General features: G+C 73.0%; 19 protein-coding genes. 6 read left to right on the forward strand and 13 right to left on the reverse strand.

Annotation, left to right across the window (positions count from 1 at the left end; genetic code table 11):
- Nucleotides 1-5 precede the first annotated feature (5 nt).
- The 5 genes from ACFY0U_RS05460 to ACFY0U_RS05480 form a co-directional block, all read right to left on the reverse strand.
- Nucleotides 6-434: an OsmC family protein gene (locus tag ACFY0U_RS05460; RefSeq protein WP_266820753.1), complete on the reverse strand. Its 429-nt coding sequence runs from the start codon at nucleotides 432-434 to the stop codon at nucleotides 6-8.
- A gap of 49 nt (nucleotides 435-483) precedes the next feature.
- Nucleotides 484-2,298 (reverse strand): hypothetical protein, encoded by a 1,815-nt coding sequence (locus tag ACFY0U_RS05465; RefSeq protein ID WP_388630602.1) that lies wholly within the window; start codon nucleotides 2,296-2,298, stop codon nucleotides 484-486.
- 22 nt (nucleotides 2,299-2,320) lie between these two features.
- Entirely contained in the window at nucleotides 2,321-3,382 is a 1,062-nt protein-coding gene (locus tag ACFY0U_RS05470; protein ID WP_388632341.1) for an ATP-binding protein, read from the reverse strand.
- A 289-nt stretch (nucleotides 3,383-3,671) separates the two neighbouring features.
- A complete protein-coding gene (locus ACFY0U_RS05475) occupies nucleotides 3,672-5,747 on the reverse strand; it encodes a phage holin family protein (RefSeq protein ID WP_388630605.1) in 2,076 nt (691 codons plus the stop codon).
- Between the two features lie 86 nt (nucleotides 5,748-5,833).
- On the reverse strand, nucleotides 5,834-6,235 hold the full coding sequence (locus ACFY0U_RS05480) for a hypothetical protein (RefSeq protein ID WP_388630608.1): 402 nt from the start codon (nucleotides 6,233-6,235) through the stop codon (nucleotides 5,834-5,836).
- Between the two features lie 83 nt (nucleotides 6,236-6,318).
- On the opposite strand from ACFY0U_RS05480, the gene ACFY0U_RS05485 reads away from it, so the two are divergent.
- On the forward strand, nucleotides 6,319-7,092 hold the full coding sequence (locus tag ACFY0U_RS05485) for an MBL fold metallo-hydrolase (RefSeq protein ID WP_388630611.1): 774 nt from the start codon (nucleotides 6,319-6,321) through the stop codon (nucleotides 7,090-7,092).
- Nucleotides 7,089-7,706, forward strand: coding sequence for a DedA family protein (locus tag ACFY0U_RS05490; RefSeq protein ID WP_388630614.1), 618 nt, complete (start codon nucleotides 7,089-7,091; stop codon nucleotides 7,704-7,706). Before ACFY0U_RS05485 ends, ACFY0U_RS05490 begins: the two co-directional genes overlap by 4 nt.
- A gap of 63 nt (nucleotides 7,707-7,769) precedes the next feature.
- On the opposite strand, the gene ACFY0U_RS05495 is transcribed toward ACFY0U_RS05490, so the two are convergent.
- The 5 genes from ACFY0U_RS05495 to ACFY0U_RS05515 all read right to left on the reverse strand — a co-directional run bounded on the left by ACFY0U_RS05495 (nucleotide 7,770) and on the right by ACFY0U_RS05515 (nucleotide 12,197).
- Complete coding sequence (locus ACFY0U_RS05495; RefSeq protein WP_388630616.1) at nucleotides 7,770-8,825, reverse strand: MBL fold metallo-hydrolase; 1,056 nt, start codon at nucleotides 8,823-8,825, stop codon at nucleotides 7,770-7,772.
- Nucleotides 8,822-10,069, reverse strand: a complete 1,248-nt coding sequence (locus tag ACFY0U_RS05500) for an aminotransferase class I/II-fold pyridoxal phosphate-dependent enzyme (protein WP_388630619.1) — start codon at nucleotides 10,067-10,069, stop codon at nucleotides 8,822-8,824. The genes ACFY0U_RS05495 and ACFY0U_RS05500 overlap by 4 nt, the downstream gene beginning before the upstream one ends.
- A 155-nt stretch (nucleotides 10,070-10,224) precedes the next feature.
- The gene (locus tag ACFY0U_RS05505) at nucleotides 10,225-10,845 is read right to left on the reverse strand and encodes a hypothetical protein (protein WP_388630621.1); all 621 of its coding nucleotides are present in this window, start codon (nucleotides 10,843-10,845) and stop codon (nucleotides 10,225-10,227) included.
- A gap of 137 nt (nucleotides 10,846-10,982) precedes the next feature.
- Entirely contained in the window at nucleotides 10,983-11,777 is a 795-nt protein-coding gene (locus ACFY0U_RS05510) for an RNA polymerase sigma factor SigF (protein WP_388630623.1), read from the reverse strand.
- Between the two features lie 246 nt (nucleotides 11,778-12,023).
- Nucleotides 12,024-12,197: a hypothetical protein gene (locus tag ACFY0U_RS05515; RefSeq protein WP_388630625.1), complete on the reverse strand. Its 174-nt coding sequence runs from the start codon at nucleotides 12,195-12,197 to the stop codon at nucleotides 12,024-12,026.
- A gap of 132 nt (nucleotides 12,198-12,329) precedes the next feature.
- Between ACFY0U_RS05515 and ACFY0U_RS05520 the strand changes: the two genes are divergently transcribed.
- From ACFY0U_RS05520 to ACFY0U_RS05535, 4 genes are all read left to right on the forward strand, one after another.
- The gene (locus ACFY0U_RS05520) at nucleotides 12,330-12,710 is read left to right on the forward strand and encodes a DUF2795 domain-containing protein (RefSeq protein ID WP_388630627.1); all 381 of its coding nucleotides are present in this window, start codon (nucleotides 12,330-12,332) and stop codon (nucleotides 12,708-12,710) included.
- A gap of 63 nt (nucleotides 12,711-12,773) precedes the next feature.
- Nucleotides 12,774-13,223, forward strand: coding sequence for a CBS domain-containing protein (locus tag ACFY0U_RS05525; RefSeq protein ID WP_388630629.1), 450 nt, complete (start codon nucleotides 12,774-12,776; stop codon nucleotides 13,221-13,223).
- Between the two features lie 80 nt (nucleotides 13,224-13,303).
- Nucleotides 13,304-13,846, forward strand: coding sequence for a type 1 glutamine amidotransferase domain-containing protein (locus ACFY0U_RS05530; protein ID WP_388630632.1), 543 nt, complete (start codon nucleotides 13,304-13,306; stop codon nucleotides 13,844-13,846).
- Entirely contained in the window at nucleotides 13,846-15,951 is a 2,106-nt protein-coding gene (locus ACFY0U_RS05535; protein WP_388630635.1) for a catalase, read from the forward strand. The genes ACFY0U_RS05530 and ACFY0U_RS05535 overlap by 1 nt, the downstream gene beginning before the upstream one ends.
- A gap of 9 nt (nucleotides 15,952-15,960) precedes the next feature.
- Here the strand turns inward: ACFY0U_RS05535 and ACFY0U_RS05540 are convergent, their stop codons facing one another.
- The 3 genes from ACFY0U_RS05540 to ACFY0U_RS05550 all read right to left on the reverse strand — a co-directional run bounded on the left by ACFY0U_RS05540 (nucleotide 15,961) and on the right by ACFY0U_RS05550 (nucleotide 18,796).
- Nucleotides 15,961-16,239 (reverse strand): DUF6158 family protein, encoded by a 279-nt coding sequence (locus ACFY0U_RS05540; RefSeq protein ID WP_388630638.1) that lies wholly within the window; start codon nucleotides 16,237-16,239, stop codon nucleotides 15,961-15,963.
- 49 nt (nucleotides 16,240-16,288) lie between these two features.
- Entirely contained in the window at nucleotides 16,289-17,908 is a 1,620-nt protein-coding gene (locus ACFY0U_RS05545; protein WP_388630641.1) for an ABC-F family ATP-binding cassette domain-containing protein, read from the reverse strand.
- 222 nt (nucleotides 17,909-18,130) lie between these two features.
- Nucleotides 18,131-18,796 (reverse strand): histidine phosphatase family protein, encoded by a 666-nt coding sequence (locus ACFY0U_RS05550; protein WP_388630644.1) that lies wholly within the window; start codon nucleotides 18,794-18,796, stop codon nucleotides 18,131-18,133.
- Between the last annotated feature and the right edge of the window lie 45 nt (nucleotides 18,797-18,841).

Raw genomic sequence — 18,841 nt, forward strand, 5'->3', positions numbered from 1 at the left:
GGGTGTCAGGCCAGCTTCGCCGACAGGGTGATCGGTACGGCCTTGAGGGCCTGGCTGACCGGGCAGTTCACCTTGGCCTGCTCCGCCGCGGCGACGAAGCCGTCCTCGTCGAGGCCGGGCACGGTGCCCTCGACGGTGAGGTGGATGCCGGTGATGCCCTCGCCGGGCTGGAAGGTGACGTCGGCGGAGGTGACGAGCTTGGTGGGCGGGGTGCCGGCCCCCGCGAGGGCGTGCGAGAACGCCATCGAGAAGCAGCTGGAGTGGGCGGCCGCGATCAGCTCCTCGGGGCTGGTCTTGCCGTTGGCCTCCTGGGTGCGGGCAGCCCACGTCACCGGCTGCTCGGCGATGGCGCCGGAGGAGTCGAAGGTGACGACTCCGTTGCCCTCGAGCAGGTTGCCTTCCCAGACGGTGTGTGCGGAGCGCGTGGTAGCCACGGTCAGTCCTTTCGTGTGGTCCCGGTTCCGGGTGATGCACCCCATCCGATCACACTCGGGCGCGGCTCACCCTGAAGACCGGCCCGCGCGGGCTGAAGGGCAGCCGCGCGCCCTCCGGGATCAGATACGCGTGCTCGCGCCGTACCCGCAGGACGTCGCACCAGCCGTCCGTGATCACCAGCACGGGAGCGCCGGGCGGGAAGTCGTCCGCGCGGTGCAGCAGGTCGATCCCGGGCTGCAGGACCGTACCGCCGCGACCGCGCACCCGGACCCGGCCCGCGATCTCGGTGACCGGCAGATATCCGGCGTCGTAGGGGGCCGCGTCACAGAACACGACCCGCGCGGCCGGTACGTCCCGGGCCTCGGCGTAGGAGGCGATCGCGCCCAGCGCCTTGCCGAGCAGGGTGCGGTCCATGGACCCGGAGGTGTCGAGGACGACGCCGAAGGTGCAGCGGGCGATCTCCTCGGGCGGGAACCAGCGGCCCGCACGCGGGATGTCCGGGGTGGACGACTGGCGGCGCGAGGGCCGGGCGTACGACCGCAACGCCTCGGGACGGGGCACGAACTCGTCGAACCAGCGGGCCAGTTGCGCGTCCCACGGCAGCGGCGGATGGCTGAGCGCGCGGATCTCCTCGACCAGGCCACCGGGGAGGAAACCGCGCGACTGCTCCTGGTGCAGGTCCAGGCCCATGCCGAGGCCGCGGCGGTAGAACTCGTCGAGGTCGACGTAGTCGCGGGGCGAGCCGAGCGGGCCGCCGAGGACGTCACCGAGGCCCTTGCCGCGCAGGGTGCCGAGCCGTCGCATCCGGCGCAGGTCACCGGCGATACGGTCGTAGACCTCCTCGGCCGAGAGGTCCTTGAGCTCCCGGTCGTACAGCAGCCCGTCGGGCATGGTGCCGACCTGCATCTCCACCAGCCAGCCGTTGATGACGTAGTCGCAGGCGACGTTGAAGAGGTAGGGGTCGCGGGTGCCGCAGCGGTCGCCGTGGCGCAGGGCGGCGTGCAGCATCTCGTGGGCGAGGACGAACCGCCATTCCTCGTCGTCGAGTTCGCGCAGCGGGTTGATGTAGATCTCGGCGAGTTCGGCGTTGACCGCGGCGACAGAGATGTCGTGCGCGCGGGCCAGTTCGGCGTCGGCGACCAGGGTGATGCCGGCCGCGATGCCGCCGAGCAGCGGGTAGGAGGAGACGAACCAGCTCAACGCCCGTTCCCACGGCTGGAGTCGGGTCGAACCGCCGCGCATCGAGGAACGGCGGCCGCCCGCCACGTCCATGGCGGTGGCGACGGTCCGGGTGAGGGCGTGCGCGAAGTCCAGCTGCCAGTTCTTCGGGGTGCCGCCCCGCCAGACGTCCCAGGGCACGAGCAGTTGGTCCGGTTCGTGGCCCGCCGTGCCGCAGTGCGCGTACGCGGGCGGGATGCCGTCGCGGCGCCAGCGGGCGGCGAGCTGCTCCTCGTCGCCTTCGGGGTAGGACGGCGGCAGGTCCTCGGGGGTGCGGCCGATGGGGAAGCCGAGCAGGAAGCGGTTGACGACGGCGCAGCGGGCGGCCAGCTCGAACCGGTCGGCCTGGGTGCGGCGGCCCTCCTTCGCCGGGACGTGGCCGAAGCCGAGGTGGATGATGGCATGGGCGACCGCCCAGGCCCAGTCGACGGGGTCGGCGCGGCGGGTGGGGTGGACGTGCAGGATGCCGTCCGAGTCGACGCGGACCAGCCCGGAGGCGGGCGCGTGGGGGCAGTCCTCCTTGCGGCAGGTGCTGAACCCGGTCGCGGCGAGCGCCCGGTTGGCCCGCACCAGCCGCAGTCCCTCGGCGAAGGCCTCGGCGGCGAGGTCCTTCTTGGGCGGCTTCGCGGCGCGTGTACGGCTCACCGGCCCGCCCCCTTCGTACGGCTCACTGTCGCGCCTCCACCAGGCGCGGCATGTCGCGGGCCGCCTCGACCAGGAACCAGGCCGGCAGCAGCGGGTTGCCGTCGGTGTCCGGGGCGATCACGCTCTGGGCGACCTCCACCGAGATCTCGGCGAGCTGCACGAGCAGCGACTTGGCGCGGTACGCGGTCTGCTGCCCGGTGGCCGAGAGGTGCTCCTTGCTGGCGGGGAGCTCCTTGACCAGACGGCCGCGGAAGGACTCGGCGAGGTAGTACAGGAGGTCGCGGTCCTCCATGCGGTGCGGCCAGCGGGCGTCGCCCTTGATGATCGCCTCGATGCCGTACTGGCCGCGCACGATCTTGACGTAGCCGCAGAACGCGACGGCGTGGGCGGGCGTCAGCGTGCCGTGCGCGATCACCTTCAGCGTCTCCTCGTCGAGGCCGCGGCCGAAGGAGTGCAGGGCGTCGGAGAGCATGTGCCAGGAACGGGGCGTGGAGAACGGCTCCTCGGTCTTGGGCGGCTTGGACCACAGGTGGTCGGGCCGGTCGACGAGGTGGTCCAGGACCCAGGGGTGGATGCCGTTGCCCGCGGCCCACACGAGCCAGTCCTTCGCGGAGGCCTCCAGATGGACGTGGGCGAGCCGGTTGACCAGCGCGGAGGCGATGGGGCGGGCGAGGGCGTTGTCGGTGGCGCGGTTGCCGGCGCCGATCACGATCGAGCCGGCCGGCAGGTCGTAGTCGCCGATCCGGCGGTCCAGGATCAGCGAGTAGAACGCCTTCTGCACATCCGGGGTGGCCGCGTTGAGCTCGTCCAGGAACAGGCAGTACGGCTCGTCGCGGGCGATCGCCTCCGGCGGGCAGAACACCGAGCGGCCGTCGCGGATCTGCGGCACGCCGATCAGGTCCTCGGGGGCGAGCTGGGTGCCCAGCAGGCTCACGCACTCCAGTCCCAGGGACTCGGCGAACTCCCGTACCAGGGAGGACTTTCCGATGCCGGGGGCGCCCCAGATGAAGACCGGCCGTACGGTCGCGAGACCGAGCAGCAGCTCCGGGATCCGGGCGGGAGTGACGGTGACGGCGGCCTGCACGCAGTGGCTCCAGGGGATGTTCGACAAGGGCGCGCTGGTGCGCGGGGTCCGATACGAACAGTGTGTGCGGGGCCTCGCGCGGGCGCACTCGATTTTCCGGGCCCGCGGCGCGAGGGGCGTACCACCGGAGCCGCTCACGGGTGGGACGGGGCGGCATGTCCGGGGCGAGCGGCTGTGACCGGAATGTGCCCTGGGCAAAACCGTGCCGCGGTGACACGGTGTGCGCGGTCCTCTGTGTGAGCCGCTCCTCCGTTTCATGGGGGTATGGAGGAGCGGCAGACCCCGCGCGCTAGGCCGCGCGCCGGTCCTCGTCCTGACGGGTCGTCAAAGGCACCTGGGGGCCGTCCGATTCGCGCAGCCAGCGGCGCAGGACGCGGTGGACGTGCTCGGCGCCGACGAGTTCCTCGGTGTCCGCCACGGGCGCGGACAGGACGACGGGCGACAGCAGGAACGGCCGGCCCTGGGCGCCGCCGAGACCGCCGTGCGAGCCGATCTGCTCCTCGAAGGCGAGGACTTCGCCGTCGACCGGGTCGTACCAGGAGTTGACCATGATGTCGGCGGTGTGCGCGAAGCCGTGGGTGCGGCGCACGGCATCGGCGGCGCCCGGCCCGAAGGGGGCCAACGGGCCCGGTTCCTCGTCGAGTCGGTCGAGCGGGATCTCGGTGCCGAACGGCCCGAGCACCACTCCCCCGTGCTCCTCGCTGCGTACCAGGAGGAAGCCGATGCCGGGGTGGTTGGCGAGCGTGGTCAGCAGGGCGGGGTGGCGGGCGTCGATCTCCTCCTTGGTCATCCGGTGGTGCACGTCCGGGAAGGAGACCAGACCGAGGTTGCCGGAGGCCAGCACGAGCGGCTCGGAGCGGCGGCGCGAGGGCCGGCGCTGCTCACCGCGCTCCTCGACGGGCCGGCGCAGCGCGGCCCGCACGGCGGCGCGCGCCTCGGCACCGCTGTGGGTGCGCTGCGCCTTGCGCGGCACGGGCAGCCCGCAGCCCGCCCGCACCAGATCGCCCAGGGAGAGGCCGTAGCGGGTACGGAAGGTCTCGCCGGGGCTCTGGCCGTGGTCGGACAGGACGACGATCCGGTACGGGCGCGGGGCGTGCTCGGCGACGTTCTCGATCAGCGCGAGGGAGCGGTCGAGGCGTTCGAGGACCTTCTCGGCGTCCCGGCTGTGCGGCCCGGAGTGGTGGGCGACCTCGTCGTACGCCACGAGGTCGGCGTAGACGGCGGTGCGCCCGGCGAGCATGTCGCCCATCACCGCGGCGACGACGACGTCCCGTTCGACGACGGTCGCGAAGGCGCGGATGAACGGGTAGAGGCCGCCGCGTCTGACGCGCGGGCGGACCCGGCGGGCCCGGCTCCCGGTCGACTGCGCGATCTCCCGGCCGACCTCGGCGAAGAACGACAGAGCCGTGCGGACGGCGTTGGCCGGGTCGGAGAAGTACGCGAAGTAGCCCGCGCGGGACCGGGTCTCGCGGCTGCGGCGGCGGGTGGCGATGGACAGCACGAGGGCCTGCTCGTCGGCGCCGCCGCTGAAGAGGTTGCCGCGGCTGGCGCCGTCGGCGCTGAGCAGCCCGCCGTCACCGGTGCGTTCGACCGCCCGGCGCTGGAGCTCGGCGGCGCTGGTGGGGCGGTTGCAGACCATCACCTCCTGGCTGTCCTTCTCGTACCAGCGGAAGGCGGGCACGTCCTCGTTGCTGCCGTGCAGGATGCCGAGCTGGCTGGCGCCGGTCTGGCTGGACCAGTCGGTGCGCCACGGGGTGAGGCGGTGGCTGCCGTCCAGCCACTGGGCGACGGTGGGCATGAGGCCCTTCTTCACCGCCGCCTCCAGGACGTCGTGGCCGACGCCGTCCAGCTGGAGGAAGACCGTCCCCGGCGTGACCGGGCCGGCCGGGCCGGCACTGCGGCGGCGGTCGGCGAGCCGGTAGAGCCGGCGCCGGTAGGCGTCGTCGTCGCGCACGGCCAGGGCGGCGCCGGTGGCGGAGGCGACGGCCGACATCACGGCGGCCACCACGACCGCGGTCTCCCAGGCGGCCGCGCCGCGCTCGGTCGGGTTCAGCCGCAGGGCCAGCAGGAGCAGGAAGCCGTTGAGGACGAAGACCAGCAGGCCGAGCACCAGGGCCGGCACCAGCAGCAGGAGCCGTACGAGAAGCGGCCAGACCAACGCGGACAGGACACCGAAGGCGCCGGCGCCGAGGGCCGCGGTGACCGCGATGTCGGTGGCGCTGTCCCCGTCCGCGGACCGGAGCTGGAACTCCGGCAGGATGCCGGCGAGCACCAGCATGGTGACCGTGGAGACCGCCCACACCGCGACGCTCCGCCCCGCCTGACTGGCGACCCGCCGCCAACGCCCGCCTCGCACGCCCCGCACACCTCACGTCCCGGCCCGTCGCCGGTGCGGGCCTGCACCCACCCTGTCATAACGCGCACGGGCACCCCGGCGTCCCCGGGGAGGGGTCAGCGGCCGTCGTAGCCCGCGGTCGGCATCGACAGCCGGCGGTGGATCCGGGCCTTCATCTGGGCGTCGTACGACGGTTCGGCACGCCCCACCGTCTCCACCCGCACCCCGCGACGTGCGCACTCGGCGACGAACTCGTCGACGGAGGACAGGGCGCTCTCCAGGACCCGGCGGCTGGGCGCGACGAACACGTCGGTGCCCGGGCGGACGCCGTCCCACAGGACGCAGTGGTCGGCGCGCAGACCCCGCACGAGGAGTTCCCGGCCGACGATGTAGCCCCGCTCCGCCGCCCAGCGAGCGCACATCGCGTGCTGGCTGCGGGAGTCCACCAGGAAGGGATCCGCCTCCAGTTCCTCCAACGGCGTCAGACTCGCGATCGCCGTGACGCGCACCGGTCCCATGGCGTCCCCCTCACCTCCGGGTTTCGCCGCCGACCCTACTCCTGCCCGTAGGCTTCGGGGAGTCGCGCGAAGGAGGCAAAGAGGTGCCGGTGGAGATCACCTGGTGGGGTCACGCCACCTGCACGGTCGAGGACTCGGACGTCCGCGTGCTCACCGATCCTCTGTTCGCCCGCCGACTCGCGCATCTGCGCCGCCGCCGCGGCGCGGTGCCGCCGCCCGCGGCCTGGCGCGCGGACGCGGTGCTCGTCTCCCATCTGCACGCCGACCACCTGCACGTTCCCTCGCTGGCCCGGCTCGCGCCGGGCACGCGCCTGCTCGTGCCCCGGGGCGCGCGCCAGGCCGTGCCGGGGCTGCGCCGGCTCGCGCATCTCCGGGTCGACGAGGTGGCGCCCGGGGACGAGACGGTGATCGGGGACGTGGTCGTACGGACCGTCCCGGCCCGGCACGACGGGCGTCGGCTGCCCCTGGGACCGCACCGCTCCCCCGCGCTCGGCTTTGTCGTCGAGGGCGAGGCGCGCACCTACTTCGCCGGGGACACCGGGCTGTTCGACGAGATGGCCAAGGAGGTCGGACCGGTCGACGTGGCGCTGCTGCCGGTCGGCGGCTGGGGGCCGTACCTGGGCGAAGGGCATCTGGACGCGGGGCGGGCGGCCGAGGCGCTGGCCCGGCTCGACCCGGTGAGCGCGGTGCCGGTGCACTACGGCACGTACTGGCCGATCGGGATGGACGCCGTGCGCCCCCATGAATTCCACGCCCCCGGCGAGGAGTTCGTGCGGCTCGCGGCCGAGCGTGCGCCGGGCGTGACGGTGCATCTGCTGGGGCACGGGCAGAGTGTGCGCCCCAAGGTGGCCCGGTGAGCTGGCTGGCGGCGGTGTCGACCGCGCCGACGGAGTCGACGCAGCAGGCGCTCGGGTATCCGTCGTTGTTTCTGCTGGTGCTGATCGGGGCGTTGGTGCCGGTGGTGCCGACGGGGGCGCTGGTGAGTTCGGCGGCGGTGGTGGCGTTTCATCAGACGGCGCCCTTCGCTCTGGCCCTGGTGTTCGTGACGGCCTCGCTCGCCGCGTTCCTCGGGGACGCGACGCTGTACTGGCTGGGGCGGCGGGGGATGCGGTCGAAGAACGGGTCGCGGTGGCTGGAGGCGATTCGGTCGCGGGCGCCGGAGGATCGGTTGACGCAGGCCCAGGAGAAACTCGCCGACCATGGTGTGGCGGTGCTCGTGTTGTCGCGGCTGGTGCCGGCCGGGCGGATTCCCGTGATGCTGGCCTGTCTGATGGCGAAGTGGCCGCTGCGGAGGTTTGTGCGGGGGAATCTGCCGGCCTGTCTGGCGTGGGCCGTCACGTATCAGTTGATCGGGATTCTGGGTGGGTCGCTGTTCAAGGAGCCTTGGGAGGGGGTGGTGGCTGCGGTCGTGCTGACTGTCGTCATCAGCCTGGCACCGAGTATGTGGCGGCGGGTTCGGTCTGCCGCTTGATGTGCGTTGCGGGGCGCGGGTGCGTCGTGGCTGGTCGCGCAGTTCCCCGCGCCCCTGGGCAGGTCATAGCACCCGGGATCCTCCAACGGGGAGGTCCCACAAGTCCTCCCGTGCCAGGCCTGCCTTCTCCCACGCCGCCCGCACCCTGGTCAGCGGTTCCAGGACCGGCTCCGCCGACAGGACGAAGGTGCCCCAGTGCATCGGTGCCATCCTGCGTGCGCCCAGGTCCTGGGCCGCTCGTACCGCTTCCTCCGGGTCGCAGTGGACGTCGCTGAGCCACCAGCGGGGGTTGTAGGCGCCGATGGGGAGGAGCGCGAGGTCGATGCCGGGGTAGCGGTGGCCGATGCGGGTGAACCAGTGGCCGTAGCCCGTGTCGCCGGCGAAGTAGACGCGCTGTCCGTCGCGGTCGGTGAGGACCCAGCCGCCCCACAGGCTGCGACAGGTGTCGGTGAGGCTGCGCTTGGACCAGTGGTGGGCGGGGACGAAGTCGAGGCGGACGCCGTCGAGTTCGGCCGCCTCCCACCAGTCCAGCTCGGTGATGCGGGTGAAGCGGCGGCGGCGGAACCAGGTGCCGAGTCCGGCGGGTACGAACACCGGGGTGTCGCGCGGGAGTCGGCGCAGGGTGGGGGCGTCCAGATGGTCGTAGTGGTTGTGGCTGATGACGACGGCGTCGACGGGGGGCAGCGCGCTCCAGGCGACGCCGACCGGGGTGATACGGGCCGGGGTGCCGAGGATGCGGCGGGACCAGACGGGGTCGGTGAGGATCGTCAGCCCGCCGATCCGCACGACCCAACTGGCGTGCCCGGCCCAGGAGACGGCGACGGTGCGCGCGTCCACGCGGGGCAGCGGGCCGGGCTCGAACGGCAGGCGCGGGATGTCGGCGAGACTCTCCCGGTCCGGCCGCACGGAGCCCTCGCGGGCGAAGCGGGCCATGGCCTTGAGGCCGGGCAGCGGGGCGGTCAGACGGTCGTGGAAGGTCCGCGGCCACACCCGGCGTTCGCCCAGCGGCCGGGGTTCGGCGAGCGGCAGGACGGGGGGCGCGAAGGGTGACAGGGCGGCCGGATCGTCGGTGTCCCGGACGGTCGTACTCGTGCTGGTCGACTCGGACTGCTGCGTCATCGAGGAGGCTCCCATCGCTGAGCGTCATCGCGGAGGTCGTCGAAGACCGACTTCAAAGTGATCAACGCGCGTTGCACGTGTGGCAGTTCCAACGGTGAGGGTGAACTGAGGCATTCCTCGAGTTCCGCGTCGGTCCCGGCGAGCAGCGAACCGGTCGACAACCGCACGCGCAGGGCGCCCAGGTCGTCGCCGAAGCGATGGCCGCCCGGGGCGGGCAGACCGAGCCGGGCCGTGAGGAACTCCTCCAGGTCCTGTGCGTCGCCCACCCCGTGCGCGCCGAGCGCGGCGCGCAGCGGGCCGAGGTCGACGTAGAGATGCCGGCCGGCCTGCGGGGGCCGGGCCAGGGCGCCGGCCGAGACGACGGTGGTGTGCGCGGCGGCGGCCACGCGCGCGTGCAGACGTACGGTGGCCGCCACGCGCGTGGTGACCGGTTCGGGTTCCGCGAGCGCGTACCCCGCCGCGGCGGCGACGGGGGCGGCCACGCGGGCGCCCAGGGCGGTGAGGACGTCCAGCACGCGCGCGTGGAGGTCGTCGCCGGCCTCGCCCGCGGGGAAGCGGGCCACGGCGGCGGGCCAGCCCGGCGGCAGCAGGGCGCCGGCCAGGTCGGTGACGACGGTGACCCGCTCGGGCAGCATCTCGGCGGGGCCGATCAGCACGGTCTCGTGCGGGTCGTGCACGGTGTCGCGCCAGGTCTCGTCGCTGACCACGTGCAGCCCCTCGCCGACGGCGGCCTCCACGGCCTCGTGCAGCACCTCGGGCGGGGCCACCGTGGCGGTGGGGTCGTCGGCGACGGACAGCACGAGCAGCCGGGGGTCGCCGCCCTCGTCACGGACCCGGCGCACGGTCTCCAGCAGGGCGTACGGGTCCGGGACACCGCCGCACTCCGCCGGTGTCGCCACATGGAACACGGGTCTTCCCAACAGGCGCGCGTACGGCGCCCACCAGGCCGCGCAGGGCCGGGGCACCAGGACGTCGCCGCCGAGGGCGGCGGTCAGGGCGAGCAGCAGCGAGGGGGCGCCGGGTGCCGCGACCACGCGCTCGGGCCCGGCGGGCAGTCCACGCCGGGCCCAGTAGCCGCAGGCGGCGTCCAGGAGAACGGGTCCGCCGCCGACGGGTTCGCTTCCGCCGAGGGGCGCCGCGGCGGCGAGCACGTCGGACAGTTCGGGAAGCACCGGCAGTCCGTCGGCGGGCAGCGGCGGCCCGAAGCGGACGGGGCCATGGCCTACGGGATCCGTCCGCCGCATCCGTACCTCCGGGTGAGCTGCTGGGTCGCGGTGCCGTCGGGTGTGCTCCCCGGTTCTCCCTCCGTACGACGGGGGCGGCGCCCTCGGAGTGCGAGTACCCAGGGTGGCGTACGCCGATAGGAATCCGCTCGAGTTGCGCCGGTCACACGCCCGGCTCAGAGGTCCGCGCGGCGCTCCTTGCGGCGCACCCGGTACACGGCTCCGCCGAGGGCGCCCGCGATCAGGAGGCCGCCGGTGACCAGGGCGGGGACGGAGTCGGTGAAGGCGCCGCCCTGGCCCGCCCGCACACCGCGCTGGACCGTGGTGGCGGCGCAGGTTTCGGTGCGCGGCTCGGTGCACGCGTGGCTCGCGCCGCCGTGGGTCACCGTCAAGGTCGCGCTCCATTGCTTGCCCTGTCCGCCGGGCGCGGCCGGACAGGTGCCGTCGACGGTCCACGCGGAGTCCTCGCCGACCGCGTCGGCGCCGGCGTCGAGGTCCTGGGCGGAGGCCGTCCGGGCGGTCCCGCGGTAGGCGGGCCCGGACACGGCGGCGTCGTTCCCGGGGACCAACTGGAGCTGCGCGGTCCCTTCCTCGAAGGCCTGCGAGGTGGCCTCGATGGTGGCCGGCGCCGTCCCGCCGGTGGAGCCGCAGGTGACGGACACGGTGACGCTGGCGCCGGGCTGGACGGTGCTCGGGCTGACCTCCGCGGCCGGGTCCGCGAAGGCGACCGGCACGGCGACGCCGACGGCGACTCCGGCCAGAACGGCGACGGACAGGGCACGGGCGGTGCGGCGCATGGGGTGGGCTCCTTAGGCCTGCGGCTGCGAGGGCACGCAGCCATCACAGCCCGCCGGACCCGGCCCCGCGCGCGGCCGGACCCCATTAGCGGGACGCGCACAGCCAAGTGGGTGACATCGACCGGCGTCCCGACGCGCTACGCGCCGTCCCTCATCACCTGCTCGCGCACCCGCCCGCAGCACCGGCTGATGAGCCGTGACACGTGCATCTGCGAGATCCCCAGCTGCTCGGCGATCCGCGACTGGGTCATGTCCCCGAAGAACCGCATGTACAAGATCGCCCGCTCCCTCTCGGGCAGCTCGGCGAGCCGGGGCTTCACGGCCTCGCGGTCCACCACGGTCTCCAGCGCCGGGTCCGCCGAACCCAGCGCGTCGCTCAGCGAGTACCCGTCCTCGCTCCCCGGCAGCTCCGCGTCCAGGGACAGCGCGGTGAAGCTCTCCAGCGCCTCGAGCCCCACGAGGACGTCCTCCTCGCTCATGCTCGCGTGCGCGGCGATCTCCGCGACGGTGGGCCGCCGCCCGGAGATGGTCTGCGACAGGTCCTGGGAGGCGAAGCGCACGCGGTTGCGCAGGTCCTGGACCCGGCGGGGCACGTGCAGCGTCCACATGTGGTCGCGGAAGTGCCGCTTGATCTCGCCGGTGATGGTCGGCACGGCATAGCTCTCGAAGGCGTTGCCGCGCTCGGGGTCGTAGCGGTCGACGGCCTTGACCAGGCCGAGGGCGGCGACCTGGCGCAGGTCGTCGAAGCTCTCGCCGCGGCTGCGGAAGCGTCCCGCGAGCCGGTCGGCCATGGGCAGCCAGGCCTCGATGATCCGGTCGCGCAGTGTGTCGCGCTGCGGGCCCGGGGGCAGCGTGGCAAGCCTGCGGAAGGCCTCCGCGGTGTCGGGGGCGTCGTCGTGCGGGTGGTGCTTCGCGCTCATCCGGGTGGACATGGTGGCGTCGCAACTCCCTTGGTCATGCTCTGGGTCGGACGGTCACCGTGGGAGCGCGGCCGGTCGGACACGACCGGGGCGGCTGCGAGCCTCTCCCACGGACGTGCCTCCTGTCCGAAGCACTGTCACTGCGCCTGCCCCCGGCTTCCGGCGGCAAACCAGGGCCCGGGGCGGTCGTCGGCCGCTGCCGGACAAAGTCGGCGGCCGCGTCGGTCCTGACGGGCGACGCGGACCGCGGCTCGGTGGTCACACAGGGGTCGGTGGCGAAGGTGCGGGAGTTCCCGCCGGGCCGGGAGCGGGAGCGGGCGGCAGGGGGACCGCCTCCTCGCGCTCCGCGGGCAGCAGCAGCTCCTCATAGCGGCCCAGTGCCAGCACCGCGCCGAGCATGAGGAGCGGGATGAGCACAGCGAGTACCGCCATGGCGTTTTCCCTCCCCGGGATCGCGTGGGGGGCGTCGGGCCGGGTCTCCCCCGAAACGGAGGACAAACCCCCGTGTCGGCGTCCGGTCCTCGGGTACGCGGTGCCCACCGCCGAAGATCTGGAAGGAGCGCCATGCAGCGAGGCAGCGATCGGCTGAGCGTCCACCGCGACGACGAGATGAAGCACGAACTACAGGGTCTGCTGAGGTCCGGGCACCCCACCCGGAGCGAGGAGTGGCACGACCCCGAGCCGACCGCGGACGACGATCCGCAGATCGCGGGCGGGCCCGTGGCACCGGGCGGCTCCGGGGCGTCGCTGGGAGTGATCCGCCTGGAGCTGGCCCGGCATCTGAGCCGCAGCGCGTTCCCGGCGAGCGCGCGCCACCTGGCCGGCGTGCTGCGCCGCGCGTACGCGCCGGACACCCTCGTCGACGCCGTGGAGCGGCTGCCGCACAAGGAGCGCTACGCGACCGTCCAGGAACTGGCCGAGGCGCTGACGCGGCCCCGCGCATAGGGGCCGGGCCGCGGGGTACTGCGGGCGGCGTCAGCCGCGAAGACCGAGGAAGGGCCCACAGCGATGGCCGATTTCGTGAAGGACGTCATGACTCCGGGCGTGGTCGCCGTCCGCCCGGACGCCTCGCTCGTGGAGGCGGCGCAGCTGATGCGGGCACAGGACATCGGCGACGTCCTGGTGGCCGACGGGCAGCGGATCGTGGGGGTGCTCACCGACCGCGACATCACGGTGCGGGCGGTCGCCGAGGGCACCGATCCGCTGGCGGTGAGCGCCCTGTCGGTGTGCACCCCCGATCCGGTGCTGGTCGCCCCGGACGATCCGGTGGCGGCAGCGGCGGCGCTGATGAGGGCGCACGCGGTACGCCGGCTGCCGGTGGTCGAGGACGGGCTGCCGGTCGGTGTGGTCAGCCTCGGTGATCTGGCCCAGGCGGAGAACCCGGATTCGGTGCTGGCCGAGATCAGCAGGACCGCACCGGGCAGCCGGGCCGCACCGGGCAGCGGGGGCACCGCGTGAGCCGGGATCCGGCAACCGGGCCCAAGGCGGCGGGGCCCGCGACGGCAGAACAGCTTTCCAGGAAAGGTCGTTGAACCATCATGCGCATCGCATTTCTGACCGCGACCGAGGGCGTCGAGCAGATCGAACTGACCGAACCGTGGAAGGCCGCGGTGGACGCGGGCCACGAGCCGGTGCTGGTGTCGACGGAACCCGGGAAGATCCAGGCGTTCCACCATCTCGACAAGGCGGACACGTTCCCCGTGCAGGAGGTGGTGGGCGAGACGACGGCGGACTCCTTCAGCGGGCTCGTCCTGCCGGGCGGGGTCGCCAACCCGGACAGCCTGCGGATGGACGAGAAGGCCGTCGCTTTCGTGCGCGACTTCTTCGAGCAGGGCCGGCCGGTCGCCGCGATCTGCCACGCCCCGTGGACGCTCGTGGAGGCGGACGTGGTCCGCGGCCGGGTGCTGACGTCTTGGCCGAGCCTGGCGACCGACATCCGCAACGCGGGCGGGACCTGGGTCGACGAGCAGGTCAAGGTGTGCGACCACGGCCCCAACAAGCTCATCACCAGCCGTAAGCCGGACGACCTCAAGGCGTTCGACGAGACGTTCCTGGACGTGTTCACGAAGGAGGCCCTCTGATGGACACCCCGCGCGATCGCAAGCAGGAGCAGCGTGAGGCCTTCCGGGCGGACGACCCGGCGGGCGGCCCGCTCACCACCGACCAGGGTGTGCAGGTCGACCACACCGACGACTCCCTCGCCGCCGGCGAGCGCGGTCCGACGCTGATGGAGGACTTCCACTTCCGGGAGAAGCTGACCCGCTTCGACCACGAGCGCATCCCCGAGCGGGTGGTGCACGCGCGGGGCGCGGGCGCGTACGGCTACTTCGAACCGTACGAGTCCTGCGCGGAGTTCACCCGTGCCGCCTTCCTCCAGGACCCGGCGGTGCGGACCCCGGTGTTCGTGCGGTTCTCGACCGTGCAGGGGCCGAGGGGCTCGGCGGACACCGTGCGGGACGTGCGCGGTTTCGCCACCAAGTTCTATACGTCGGAGGGCAATTACGACCTGGTGGGGAACAACTTCCCGGTCTTCTTCATCCAGGACGGCATCAAGTTCCCCGACTTCGTGCACGCGGTGAAGCCGGAGCCGCACAACGAGATCCCCACCGGCGCCTCCGCGCACGACACCCTGTGGGACTTCGTGTCGCTCCAGCCGGAGACGCTGCACGCGATCATGTGGCTGATGTCGGACCGGGCGATCCCGCGCAGCTACCGCATGATGCAGGGCTTCGGTGTGCACACCTTCCGGTTCGTGAACGCCGAGGGGCGCGGCACGTTCGTGAAGTTCCACTGGAAGCCGCGGCTGGGCGTGCACTCGCTGGTGTGGGACGAGGCGCAGGAGTGCCAGGGCCGCAATCCGGACTTCAACCGGGGCGACCTGTGGGACGCGATCGAGGCCGGGGAGTACCCGGAGTGGGAGCTGGGCGTCCAACTGGTGCCGGAGGAGGACGAGTTCGCCTTCGACTTCGATCTGCTCGACGCCACGAAGCTGATCCCCGAGGAGCAGGTGCCGGTGCGGCCGATCGGCCGGATGGTGCTGGACCGCAACCCGGAGAACTTCTTCGCCGAGACCGAGCAGGTCGCCTTCCACACGGCCAATGTGGTCCCCGGCATCGACTTCACCAACGACCCGCTGCTCCAGGCCCGCAACTTCTCCTATCTGGACACCCAGTTGATCCGGCTGGGCGGCCCCAACTTCGCCCAGCTGCCGGTGAACCGGCCGGTGGCGCCCGTGCGGACCAACCAGCGTGACGGGTACGGCCAGAGCGCGATCCACAGCGGCACGAACTACTTCCCGAACTCGATCGGCGGCGGCTGCCCGGCCCACGCCGGCGCCGGCAGCGGCGCGTACACGCACTACGCGGAGCGGGTCGACGGTGCCAAGATCCGCCGCCGCAGCCCCAGTTTCCAGGATCACTACAGCCAGCCCGCGCTGTTCTGGAAGAGCATGACCGAGTGGGAGCGGCAGCACATCGTCGCGGCCTTCCGGTTCGAGCTCGGCAAGGTCGACGCGATGACCGTCCGTGCCCGTACCGTCGAGGAACTGGCCAAGGTGGACGGCGAGTTGGCGGTCCAGGTGGCCCGTGGCATCGGGGTCCCGGAGCCGACCGCGGCCGGCGAGGCGCCGAACAAGCTGCTCTCCCCCGCGCTGAGCCTGGAGTCCCTGCGCGGCGACGGCTCGATCCGCACCCGGCGGATCGCGGTGCTGGTCACCGACGGCGTGGACGCCGAACAGGTGACGTCGGTGCGGGAGGGGCTGGCCGCCGAGGGCGCGATCGTGGAGGCGCTGGCGGCGACGGACGGCACGATCGCCGGTGCCGACGGCGAACGGTATACGGTCGACCGCGCACTGCCGACCGTCGCCTCCGTGCTGTACGACGCGGTCCTGCTGCCGGGCGGCCCCACCGGCACCCCGCCGCTCACCGCCGACCAGGACGCGATGCGGTTCGTCCGGGACGCGTACCGGCACGGCAAGCCGGTGGGCGCGCTCGGCTCCGGCGTGGGGGTGCTCTCCGCCCTGGAACCGGAGGGTGTCCAGGTGTCCACGGAGTTCCACCGCGTGGTCCGCGACCAGGGTGTCGTGACGGACACCTCGCCCGGAGCGGCGAGCGAGGAGTTCGTACGCGCCTTCGTGGAGGCGATCGCGGCGCACCGGCACTGGGACCGGCCGCCGACCCGCTACTAGCCGGCGCCGTCAGACGCGGGGAGTCGCCGACTCCCCGCGTCCGCGTTCCCTGGCACCCTCGCGGGTGCGGCCGGAGGCGACCAGGCGCCGCGGGTTGCGGCGCAGATACTCGCCCTCCAGCTCGGCCATCCGGCCGTTGTGGGCGCGCAGCGCGTCGTTCGAGGCGTAGAGCAGGGTGTCGTGGCGCGTGCGGTGGATGGTCTCCAGCTCTTTCATGAGCTGCTGGTCGTCCAGCCTGCTGGGGTCGACTCCGGTCATGGCGGTTTCCCACTCGTCGTGTGCGTTCATGGGCTTCGAGTACCCACTCTACGAACATCCGGGCCCCGGGGCCCGCGAGCTACCGCGCCCGTTCCACCCGCCGCTCGTCCCACACCGGCTCCGGTGTCTCGCGGACGCGGCCGTCGCTGCCGAAGACCAGATAGCGGTCGAAGGAGCGGGCGAACCAGCGGTCGTGGGTGACGGCGAGGACCGTGCCGTCGAAGGCCTCCAGGCCCTCCTGGAGAGCCTCGGCGGACTCCAGGTCCAGGTTGTCCGTGGGCTCGTCCAGGAGGAGGGCCGTGACGCCCTCCAGCTCCAGCAGGAGGATCTGGAAGCGGGCCTGCTGGCCGCCGGAGAGGCGGTCGAAGGTCTGCTCGGCCTGCTGGGTCAGCTCGTATCGGCGCAGCCTGGACATCGCCGCGCCCCGGTCCTGGGAGTGTTCCGCCCACAGGATGTCCAGGAGCGTGCGGCCGAGGAGCTCGGGGTGCGCGTGCGTCTGGGCGAAGTGCCCGGGAACGACCCGCGCGCCCAGCTTCCACTCCCCCGTGTGCGCCACGGTGTCCCCCGCCAGCAGCCGCAGGAAGTGCGACTTGCCGGAGCCGTTGGAGCCGAGCACGGCGACCCGCTCGCCGTAGAAGACCTCCAGGTCGAAGGGTTTCATCAGGCCGGTCAGCTCAAGCCCCTCGCAGGTGACGGCCCGCACTCCGGTACGGCCGCCCTTGATCCGCATCTTGATGTCCTGCTCGCGCGGCGGCTCCGGCGGCGGGCCCGCCTCCTCGAACTTGCGCAGCCGGGTCTGGGCGGCCTGGTAGCGGGAGGCCAGCTCATGGCTGATGGAGGCCGCCTGACGGAGGTTCAGGACGAGCTTCTTCAACTGTGCGTGCTTCTCGTCCCAGCGCCTGCGCAACTCCTCGAAGCGGGCGAAGCGTTCACGCCGGGCGTCGTGGTACGTGGCGAAGCCGCCGCCGTGCACCCAGGCGTCCGCACCCGTCGGCGAGGGCTCCACCGACACGATCTTCTCGGCGGAGCGGGCGAGGAGTTCACGGTCGTGGGAGACGAAGAGGACGGTCTTGCGGGTCTCCTTGAGCCGCTCCTCCAGCCAGCGCTTGCCGGGTACGTCGAGGTAGTTGTCGGGCTCGTCGAGCAGCAGCACCTCGTCGTTGCCGCGCAGCAGCGCCTCCAGCACGAGCCGCTTCTGCTCGCCGCCGGAGAGGGTGCGCACCTCGCGGAACTGCGCCTTGTCGTAGGGGACGCCGAGGGCGGCCATGGTGCACATGTCCCACAGCGTCTCGGCCTCGTACCCGCGCACCTCGGCCCAGTCGGAGAGGGCTTGGGCGTACTGAAGCTGGGCGGCCTCGTCGTCGACGGTCATGATGAGGTGCTCGGCCTTGTCGACGGCCTGCGCGGCCTCCCTGATGCGGGGCGGTGCCACCGACACCAGCAGGTCCCGTACGGTCGTCTCGTCCCGTACGGAGCCCACGAACTGGCGCATCACGCCGAGGCCGCCGGTGACCGTGACGGTCCCGCCGTGCGGTTTCAGCTCTCCGGAGATCAGCCGCAGCAGGGTCGTCTTGCCGGCCCCGTTGGGTCCGACGAGGGCCACGACGGCCCCTTCGCCCACCCGGAAGGACACATCGCCGAGCAGCGCCCTCCCGTCGGGGAGGTAGTACTCGAGGTGTGCGGCTTCCAGATGTCCCATGGGGCCGCATTCTGCGGGTCGGGGGCCGGGCCGGGCAAACGCATATCCGACTCCGTGGCAGCTCAGCCGTATCTGTGGAGCCATATGCACCGGCCCGTATCCGGCCGACCGTATGCAGTCGACCGTATGCGGTCGACCGTATGCGGTCGACCACCGCGGGCCCGCTGCGGGCCCCGCCAGCTCGGCGGCCCCGCTCGGCGGCCCCGCTCCGTCGCGCCCCGGCTACTCGACCTCGTCCAGCGGCCGACCCGCAGGCCCGCTCTGCGTCCCGCGTCCCGCGGACTCCACGACCGCGCCCTCCCACGACAGGGCCTTCCAGCCGTCGGCCGGGGAGCCCTCCAGGACCACCACGCCGGTGTTGTCGAGCGGACGGGCGGCGGCGAAGTCGATGTCGATGTTGGCGGCGCGGGCCGCGGTCCACATCCGGATCGCCGCGCCATGGCTGACCAGGGCGACCGTGCCGACCCCGAGGGCGGCGGCCTCGGCGACCACCGCGTCGTACCGCGCGAGCGCCTCGGCGCCGCTCTCGCCGCCCGGCATCCGCAGCTCCGTGTCACCGGCCGACCACGCGAAGACCGTCGCCATGTAGGTGTGACCCGCCTCCGAGTGCCCGTCCAGCATCTCCAGGTCCCCGGCGGACACCTCGCGGATGCCGTCGCGGACCACGATGTCGAGGCCGCGCGCGGCGGCCAGCGGGGCGGCGGTGAGCTGGGTGCGTATCAGCGTGGAGGCGTAGAGGGCCTCGATGTCCTCGTCGGCGAGGGCCTCGGGCAGGGCGGCCGCCTGGCGTTCGCCGAGGGCGGTCAGGCCCGGACCCGGGGCTGCGGTGTCCAGCAGGAAGTCGACGTTGGACGGGGTCTGACCATGGCGGACGAGGAGCAGGCGCATGCAGAAAGCCTCCGGTGTCGGGTCCGCCTCCGCACAAGAAACGGC

It is taken from the genome of Streptomyces sp. NPDC001536 (assembly GCF_042894505.1).
Classification (GTDB): Bacteria; Actinomycetota; Actinomycetes; order Streptomycetales; family Streptomycetaceae; genus Streptomyces.